We start from the raw sequence: 7,560 nt of genomic DNA on the forward strand, positions 1-7,560 counted from the left end.
AAGTCGCCCTGGAAGCTGCCCATGGGGGTGCGGGCAGCGCTGACGATGACGATGCGATCGTGTGACATGGTGAAGCCTTTCAAGTGTGTGTGTCTTTGTGGATATCGGCAATGATCAGGTGTTCGCCGGTTTCTTCTTCAGCGATGCGGCGGATGTAGGCCACGAAGTCGGGGTCTTCGCCGCGCAGCAAGAGAGGCAGAGACTGGCGAAAGTCGTCCCTTCGGCACCACTCGCGCATGTAGTCGTCCCAAGAGTTCCAGCGCCGCTGTTCGGTGGCGCTCATTTCCGCGCGGTACGCAATCAGATAGGCCCGCTCGAACAAGGCGATCAGCATGTCGAAAATCGTCATCATGCGTTCGCGTTGCTCGGCTGTGGGATCGCGCAGGGCCTGAGCGGTGCGCAGCTGCAGGTCGGCGTGGTCCAGCACCACTTTCAAGAAATCGTTGTAAGCGTCGGAGAGGTGCTGATACGCCTCCTCTTCTTCGTTCTCACGCTCCTTGCGCTGTTCCAGCCAGAACACCCAGGCGGCATAGGGCAGACCGAATACGGTCACCGCATAACTGCCCATCTCAAGAAGTTCGGCCAAGCTCAAGGGCACACGTCGCTCAGGCGCCTCGTGGGTAACGTTTGAAGGCGCTGCGGAACACGTCCACCACCTCGTGACTGCCGCTCATGCTGACGCCCAAATCTTTGGCCAGGCCATCCTTCAGGCCATAGCACCAGCCGTGCACGCTGAGCTTTTGCCCGCGAGACCACGCGTCTTGAACCACATTGGTCAAGGCCACGTTGCCCACCTGCTCGATCACGTTCATTTCGCACAGGGTATCTTCTTGCTCGGGCACCGTGAGGTGATCCAGGCGACGGCGGTGTCGCACCTTGACATCGTGCACATGGCGCAGCCAATTGTCAGCCAAGCCCACACGCATGCCACGCAGCGTGGCCAGTACGCCACCACAGCCGTAATGCCCCACCACCATGATGTGCTCGACCTTGAGCGCATCGACCGCGTACTGGATGACGGACAGCGCATTCAGGTCGGAGTGCACGACAACATTAGCCACGTTGCGGTGCACAAACACCTCGCCCGGGTCCAAGCCGGTGATCTGGTTGGCGGGCACGCGGCTGTCGGAGCAGCCGATCCACAAGTACTTGGGGTTTTGCTGGTTGGCCAGGCGTGAGAAAAAAGCCGGGTCATCGCGCACCATGCGCTCTGACCATTGGCGGTTGTTGTCCAGAAGGTGTTGCAGTGAAGTGGTCATGGTGAGATTGTCGCTGGGCTGGCCTACCGCTGGATGACAAACCGCTTCAGCAGGTTTCGGCGAACAACTCGCGACCGATCAGCATGCGGCGAATTTCGCTGGTGCCCGCGCCGATTTCGTAGAGCTTGGCATCGCGCCACAGGCGGCCCAGCGGGTATTCGTTGATGTAGCCGTTGCCACCAAAAATCTGCACGCCTTCGCCCGCCATCCAAGTGGCTTTTTCGGCCGTCCACAAAATGACGCTGGCGCAATCCTTGCGCACTTGGCGCACATGCTCCACACCCAACAAATCAAGGTTCTTGGCCACGGTGTAGGCGAACGAGCGACCGGCTTGCAGCACGGTGTACATGTCGGCCACTTTGCCCTGGATCAGCTGAAACTCGCCAATGCTTTGGCCAAACTGCTTGCGGTCGTGGATGTAGGGGATCACGTTGTCCATGACCGATTGCATGATGCCCAGCGGGCCGCCAGTCAGCACAGCACGCTCGTAGTCCAAGCCGCTCATCAGCACCTTGGCACCGTTGTTCAGGCCGCCCAGGATGTTGGCCTCGGGCACCTCGACGTTGTTGAACACCAGCTCGCCCGTGTGGCTGCCGCGCATGCCCAACTTGTCGAGCTTTTGCGCAATGCTGAAACCCTTCATGCCCTTTTCGATCAAAAAGGCCGTGACGCCGCGTGCGCCCAACTCGGGCTCGCTCTTGGCATAGACCACCAGCGTGTCGGCATCCGGGCCGTTGGTGATCCACATCTTGGAGCCATTGAGCAGGTAATAGCCACCCTTGTCTTCGGCCTTGAGCTTCATGCTCAGCACATCCGAGCCCGCACTGGGCTCGCTCATGGCCAAGGCACCGACGTGCTCACCGCTGATCAGCTTGGGCAGGTATTTGGCGCGCTGCTCGGGCGTGCCGTTGCGTTTGATCTGGTTGACGCACAGGTTCGAGTGCGCGCCGTAACTCAAGCCCACGCTGGCCGAGGCACGGGAGATTTCTTCCATGGCGATCATGTGGGCCAGATAGCCCATGTTCGCGCCGCCGTATTCCTCACCCACGGTGATGCCCAGCACGCCCAAGTCACCCATCTTGCGCCACAGGTCCATGGGGAACTGGTCGTTGCGGTCGATCTCGGCGGCGCGGGGAGCGATTTCGGCTTGCGCAAAGTCGCGTACCGCGTCGCGCAGGGCGTCGATGTCTTCACCAAGTTGAAAATTCAGGCCGGGCAAGTTGTTCATGGGGGTCTCTCCTGGGGTTCTGGGGTATGGGCGTCGGGCCCACGCCGTCAATAAGTTTGTGGGACTGGGGTCAGGGTTTGCTGCATCACGGCGCAGGGGCTTTGTTGGCCTTTGGCATCGGTGTGCACCACTTCGGCCGATGTGACGATGATGCGCTTGCCCGCTTTGACCACCTGGCCGGTGGCGCGAATTTCGCCACCTTGAAAGCTGTTGAGGAAATTGATTTTGTATTCGATGGTCACCACTTCCATGCCCTGCGGGGCGACGGTCAAGGCGGCATAACCGCCCGCAATGTCGGCCAATGCCCCAATGGCACCGCCATGAAAGCCCCCTTGTTGCTGCGTGACCTTGTCGCTGTAGGCCATGGCCAACTCCACCCGCCCCGCCGTGGCCGACAACAGCCGCACGCCCAAGTGCTGCATCATGCCTTGGCGGGCCAGACTCAGGGCCACACGCTCATGGACAGAAGGCACAGACAGGTCTGATGGGGGGGCGTTGCTCACATTTCGTCCAATGCTTGAAATCAAACCCGGACTTTAATTGACGTTTACGTCAACGTCAATCAGTCAATCCAGGCCTGCGCACTCAGGTTTCAGGTTGCCGCTGCCGTTTTGTTGGCTTTGGTCAACAGGCTGCGGGTTTCTTTTTCGTGGGTTTTGACCTCGTCCAAAGTGGCCTCCAGATCGGCCAACTGCGACTCCAGCTGCCGTCGGTGTTCTGCCAGCACCACCATGAACTTCTTCAACTGCGGCACTGTGTCGCGAGGGCTGTCGTACATGTCGATCAGATCTTTGGCCTCGGTCAAGGACAAGCCCAAGCGCTTGGCGCGCAAAGTCAGCTTCAAACGGGTGCGGTCTCGCGCCGAGTAAACGCGGTTGCGCCCACCGGGGCCAGAGCGCTCAGGCTCCAGCAAGCCCATGTCTTCGTAAAAGCGGATGGCGCGGGTGGTCAGGTCAAATTCCTGGGCCAAATCACTGATCGTGTACGTGTTCGCCATGGCGTGAGGTCCTCAACGTGCTTGCGCAAGGGAGACAGCCGGGCAAAGTGCTGGCCCCCTAGAATGCCAATTCATATTTGACGTTAACGTTAACGTTAACGTCAATGGCCCGAATGCTAACCCAAACCCACTGACGCATGTCACCCACACCCCCAGAGCGCGCGATGCCATCGCCAACCGCCAGCGTCAACCCCGAGCGACCGTTGAATTACCCCAAGGGTGAACAGCTGCCCGACAGCGGTTCGGCCATCGAAGTGGCACCGGGTGTTTTCTGGCTGCGCATGGGCTTGCCCTTTGCCTTGAACCACATCAACCTGTGGCTCCTGCGTGACCGCCTGCCCCACCCCACGCAAGCCGGGGTCGTGCAAGAGGGCTGGACTGCCGTGGATTGCGGCGTGGACAACGCTGCCACCCGAGAAGCTTGGCTGCAGGTCGAGCAACAGGTGCTGCAAGGCCTGCCGATCTTGCGCGTGCTGGTGACCCACATGCACCCGGACCACATGGGCCTGGCCCATTGGTTGTGCGAACGCTGGCAAGCCCCTTTGAGGATGAGCACCAGCGAATACCAGTCGGCCTTGCTGGCGTGCAGCGGCGTGTCCAATTTCGGTGGGGCGCCCACGGTGGCCTTCTTTGCTGCGCAGGGTTGGCAACAGCCTGATGAGTTGGACCAAGTCAAAGCACGAGTGGGTTATTACGCGGGCATGGTGCCCAAAATTCCAGGCGCTTATGTGCGCTTGATGGATGGCGCGCAGGTGCGCATCGGTGACCGGGTTTGGCAATGCATCAGTGGCTTCGGGCACTCGCCCGAACACATGGCGCTGCATGACGCAGAAAACCAACTGCTCATCAGCGGCGACATGCTGCTGCCCTCGATTTCGACCAACATCAGCGTGTACGCGATGGAGCCCGACAGCAACCCCCTGCAATGGTTTCTGGATTCCCTGGGCAAAATGGCCCACCTGCCGGATGCCACACTGGTCTTGCCCTCACACGGACGTCCGTTTCGTGGCGCGGCCACACGCGTGGCGCAGCTGGCTGCGCACCATGCCGACCGCCTGGCCGAGCTGCTGGCCGCTTGCCGCGCACAAGCGCGCTGCGCGCATGAGCTGATGCCCGTGCTGTTCAAACGCCCGCTCGATGTGCACCAGACCACGTTTGCCATGGATGAAGCGGTAGCGCACCTGAACTTGCTGTGGTTGTCTGACCAGATGCGCCGCGAACGCGGAGCCGATGGTGTGATCCGCTTCAGCACCAACGTTGGGCAATGACTGTCCGACGTATCTCCCACAAGCCGGTTCTTTAAGGTCCGACGCGTCTCCCGTAGGTCGGTGCCTTTATGGTCCGACATGCCTTCTTTTCGCGAAGCGACACTTTCAAACGACGGTGGCGAACAGCGTTGGACCTGACGGTGCCGACTGCGGGTCCATGTCCACCCGTTCACGTGCCAGGCCTCAGTCTTCTTTCAGGTCCACCGGGGCCTGGCGCAAGGCTTTGCGGCGCTCCGCGTAGTCAGGCATGACCCCGCCCACGGTTTCCCAAAAGCGCGGGCTGTGGTTCATCTCGCGCAAGTGCGCTAGCTCGTGCACCACCACGTAATCGATCTGGCTGATGGGCAGGTGAATGAGCCGCCAATTCAGCCGGATGTGCCCATCGGTGCGCGCACTGCCCCAGCGCGTGCTGGCGCTCGACAGGCTGAGCTTTTGCCAGCGCACGCCCAACAGCGGCGCGAAGTGGTGCAGGCGCTCTTCGAACAGGACCTTGGCCTGCTTTTTGAGCCACGCCTGCGCAGCATCACGCACTTGGGTCACCGAGGCACCGGGCGGCACCGTCACAGGCAGCACCTGCTCGGGTGCCAAATCTTGCCCCAGCACGCGCCCCACGCCACGCTCCATCACGCACAGCTGCACCGTGCGCCCCAAAAACGGCACCTCGGCGCCGTGTCGCCACTCGATGGCTTTCTGAAACTGCTCGGTCTGCCGCTCTTTGAATTGCTGCAGCTTGGCCACAATCCAGGCGCTTTTTTCTTGCACGGCGGCATCCACCTCGCGCATCGTCACCCAGTTAGGCGAACGCACCACCAAACCATCGGCCCCGACCAAAAAGCCGATGCTGTTGCGGCGCGAGCGTTCAAAACGGTAGGACACCATGACACCTTGCAGTTGGGCGTGGCGGTTGGCGGCAGGGTGGGTGAAACCCCTGGGACTGTCCTTGGGTTGCACCAAAGGAAATTCTTGTTCCCCTGTGCTGCGGCTTGACGCAGAAGGTGCTGGGTGTGCAAGAGGCGCAGATGCGGCATCAGTCACACGCGCATCTACAGTGGGGGCGGCAGAGACTGAAGGCGCTGGCTGCACCGGGTCACCCCCGGTGAAAAAGTCCAGCACAAACTGCAAAGGCGCGCGCATGCTTCGCCCAGCCCCGCTCAACGCCCGGCGGCAGCGGGGTAAGCCTCGGGGTCGAGGCGGTGCATTTCAGATTCGATCCAGGTCTCGACTTCGAGCATGAGTTCGTCGGCACTGCGGCCCTCGCTCGCAATGGCCCGACCAATCGAGATGTCCACCACGCCAGGCTTTTTGACGAAGGCCCGTGTCGGCCAGCAGCGGGCCGAGGTCACGGCGATCGGGATGACGGGCACACCCGCCGCAATCGCCAGGCGTGCACCACCGCTCTTGTACTCGCCCTTTTGGCCACGCGGGATGCGTGTGCCTTCAGGGAACATGATGACCCAGACGCCTTCTTGCATGAGGCGGCGGCCTTGCTGTACCACCTTGGCAAAGGCGCGTGAGCGCTGCTTGCGGTCGATGTGGATCATGTCCATGCGCGCCATGGCCCAACCAAAGAACGGCACATGCAGCAACTCTTTTTTGAACACGTAGGCCAGCGGATGCGGCATGATCGCGGGCATCACAAACGTCTCCCAAGTCGACTGGTGCTTGACCAGCAACACCGCAGGGTCCTTGTCGCCCGTGGGCAAGTTTTCCATGCCTTGGATGCGGTTTTCGATGCCCAAAATCCAGGTGCCACTGTTCACCGCCACACGCAGCCAGCCCGCACAAATCCAGTACAAGCGCGTGCTGCTGACAAAGTAGGACACCACCACCACGAAGAGCGCCCAAGGCACCACGGTGATGGCCATCCACAAGGTGTGGGCAAGAGAGCGAATGAAGTTCATGTGGCGTGAAAACTCAGTGAATACACATCAAGCAAGCGTGTCGGTGCTGGGCGCACCCCCCAGCAGTTGGTCAACAAAATGGGCCAGATCGGCATGGACACGCGTGTGCGCGGGAAAACCCACAGGCAATTCGCCAGCGCTCACACCGGGGTGGCGGCCGGTCAGCACCAAATGCGGCGCACACCCGGCCGACTCGGCGGCTTGCAGGTCACGCAAGCTGTCGCCGACAAAGGGCACGCCCTTCAATTCAATGCCGTAGCGCTCCTGAATTTGCCGAAGCAAACCAGGGGCTGGTTTGCGGCAATCGCACCCCTCGTCGGGGGCGTGTGGGCAATAAAAAATCGCATCGATGCGCCCACCCGCAGCGGCCAAAGACTTGACCATGCGTGCGTGCACCGCGTTGAGTGCTGCCATGTCAAACAAACCGCGCCCCAAGCCCGATTGGTTGGTGGCCAACACCACATGGAAGCCCGCGTGGTTGAGGCGACTGATCGCCTCCAGCGCACCCGGCAAGGGCTGCCACTCTTCGGGCGATTTGACAAACTCGTCACTGGCCCGGTTGATGGTGCCATCGCGGTCCAGAATGACGAGTTTGATTTGCATGGCTGGGGTGAAATCAGGCGGCCAGGCGCGACAAATCGGCCACGCGGTTCATGGCCACATGCAGGCTTTTGAGCAAGCCCTGGCGGTTCAGGCGCAAGTCCATTTCTTCGGCGTTGACCATCACGTCGTCAAAGAACGCATCGACCGGGGCGCGCAGCGCGGCCAGGGTTTGCAAGCTGGCGGTGTAGTCGCCCGCCTTGAACTGTGCCTCGGATTCTGGCACCAGCCTTTGCATGGCCGTGTAGAGGTTTTTCTCGGCCTCTTCTTGGAGCAAGGCGGGGTTGACGTGGGCATCCACCTCACC

10 protein-coding genes are annotated in these 7,560 nt (G+C 61.1%); 1 reads left to right on the top strand and 9 read right to left on the bottom strand.

What is annotated here, in order from left to right; genetic code table 11:
• Nucleotides 1-79: 79 nt before the first annotated feature.
• The 5 genes from Q0341_RS02075 to Q0341_RS02095 all read right to left on the bottom strand — a co-directional run bounded on the left by Q0341_RS02075 (nucleotide 80) and on the right by Q0341_RS02095 (nucleotide 3,484).
• Complete coding sequence (locus Q0341_RS02075) at nucleotides 80-586, bottom strand: hypothetical protein (RefSeq protein WP_366522663.1); 507 nt, start codon at nucleotides 584-586, stop codon at nucleotides 80-82.
• A gap of 19 nt (nucleotides 587-605) precedes the next feature.
• Nucleotides 606-1,259, bottom strand: coding sequence for a carbonate dehydratase (can, locus tag Q0341_RS02080; protein WP_299510207.1), 654 nt, complete (start codon nucleotides 1,257-1,259; stop codon nucleotides 606-608).
• A 46-nt stretch (nucleotides 1,260-1,305) separates the two neighbouring features.
• Nucleotides 1,306-2,487 (bottom strand): isovaleryl-CoA dehydrogenase, encoded by a 1,182-nt coding sequence (locus Q0341_RS02085; protein WP_299510208.1) that lies wholly within the window; start codon nucleotides 2,485-2,487, stop codon nucleotides 1,306-1,308.
• A gap of 47 nt (nucleotides 2,488-2,534) precedes the next feature.
• Nucleotides 2,535-2,909 carry a PaaI family thioesterase gene (locus Q0341_RS02090; RefSeq protein WP_299510223.1) on the bottom strand — a complete coding sequence of 125 codons (375 nt, stop codon included), beginning with the start codon at nucleotides 2,907-2,909 and terminating at the stop codon, nucleotides 2,535-2,537.
• A gap of 170 nt (nucleotides 2,910-3,079) precedes the next feature.
• A complete protein-coding gene (locus Q0341_RS02095) occupies nucleotides 3,080-3,484 on the bottom strand; it encodes a MerR family DNA-binding transcriptional regulator (protein ID WP_299510209.1) in 405 nt (134 codons plus the stop codon).
• Nucleotides 3,485-3,648: 164 nt separating this feature from the next.
• On the opposite strand from Q0341_RS02095, the gene Q0341_RS02100 reads away from it, so the two are divergent.
• The gene (locus tag Q0341_RS02100) at nucleotides 3,649-4,752 is read left to right on the top strand and encodes an MBL fold metallo-hydrolase (RefSeq protein ID WP_299510211.1); all 1,104 of its coding nucleotides are present in this window, start codon (nucleotides 3,649-3,651) and stop codon (nucleotides 4,750-4,752) included.
• Nucleotides 4,753-4,935: 183 nt separating this feature from the next.
• Here the strand turns inward: Q0341_RS02100 and Q0341_RS02105 are convergent, their stop codons facing one another.
• From Q0341_RS02105 to Q0341_RS02120, 4 genes are all read right to left on the bottom strand, one after another.
• Complete coding sequence (locus Q0341_RS02105; protein WP_299510213.1) at nucleotides 4,936-5,886, bottom strand: SprT family zinc-dependent metalloprotease; 951 nt, start codon at nucleotides 5,884-5,886, stop codon at nucleotides 4,936-4,938.
• A gap of 17 nt (nucleotides 5,887-5,903) precedes the next feature.
• Nucleotides 5,904-6,653, bottom strand: a complete 750-nt coding sequence (locus Q0341_RS02110) for a lysophospholipid acyltransferase family protein (protein ID WP_299510215.1) — start codon at nucleotides 6,651-6,653, stop codon at nucleotides 5,904-5,906.
• Between the two features lie 27 nt (nucleotides 6,654-6,680).
• Complete coding sequence (gene gmhB, locus Q0341_RS02115) at nucleotides 6,681-7,256, bottom strand: D-glycero-beta-D-manno-heptose 1,7-bisphosphate 7-phosphatase (protein ID WP_299510217.1); 576 nt, start codon at nucleotides 7,254-7,256, stop codon at nucleotides 6,681-6,683.
• Between the two features lie 13 nt (nucleotides 7,257-7,269).
• Nucleotides 7,270-7,560, bottom strand: a 291-nt coding sequence (locus tag Q0341_RS02120; RefSeq protein ID WP_299510219.1) for a DALR anticodon-binding domain-containing protein, incomplete at its 5' end; no start/stop codon positions are given.

This window comes from uncultured Limnohabitans sp., assembly GCF_937889215.1.
GTDB lineage: Bacteria > Pseudomonadota > Gammaproteobacteria > Burkholderiales > Burkholderiaceae_C > Limnohabitans_A.

Excerpts from the sequence above, each read along its gene's own strand:
- Q0341_RS02100 (WP_299510211.1), top strand. The coding sequence starts at position 3,649 with ATGCCATCGCCAACCGCCAGCGTCAACCCCGAGCGACCGTTGAATTAC.
- Q0341_RS02095 (WP_299510209.1), bottom strand. The coding sequence starts at position 3,484 with ATGGCGAACACGTACACGATCAGTGATTTGGCCCAGGAATTTGACCTG.
- Q0341_RS02105 (WP_299510213.1), bottom strand. The coding sequence starts at position 5,886 with ATGCGCGCGCCTTTGCAGTTTGTGCTGGACTTTTTCACCGGGGGTGAC.
- Q0341_RS02085 (WP_299510208.1), bottom strand. The coding sequence starts at position 2,487 with ATGAACAACTTGCCCGGCCTGAATTTTCAACTTGGTGAAGACATCGAC.
- Q0341_RS02090 (WP_299510223.1), bottom strand. The coding sequence starts at position 2,909 with ATGCAGCACTTGGGCGTGCGGCTGTTGTCGGCCACGGCGGGGCGGGTG.
- gmhB (WP_299510217.1), bottom strand. The coding sequence starts at position 7,256 with ATGCAAATCAAACTCGTCATTCTGGACCGCGATGGCACCATCAACCGG.
- can (WP_299510207.1), bottom strand. The coding sequence starts at position 1,259 with ATGACCACTTCACTGCAACACCTTCTGGACAACAACCGCCAATGGTCA.
- Q0341_RS02110 (WP_299510215.1), bottom strand. The coding sequence starts at position 6,653 with ATGAACTTCATTCGCTCTCTTGCCCACACCTTGTGGATGGCCATCACC.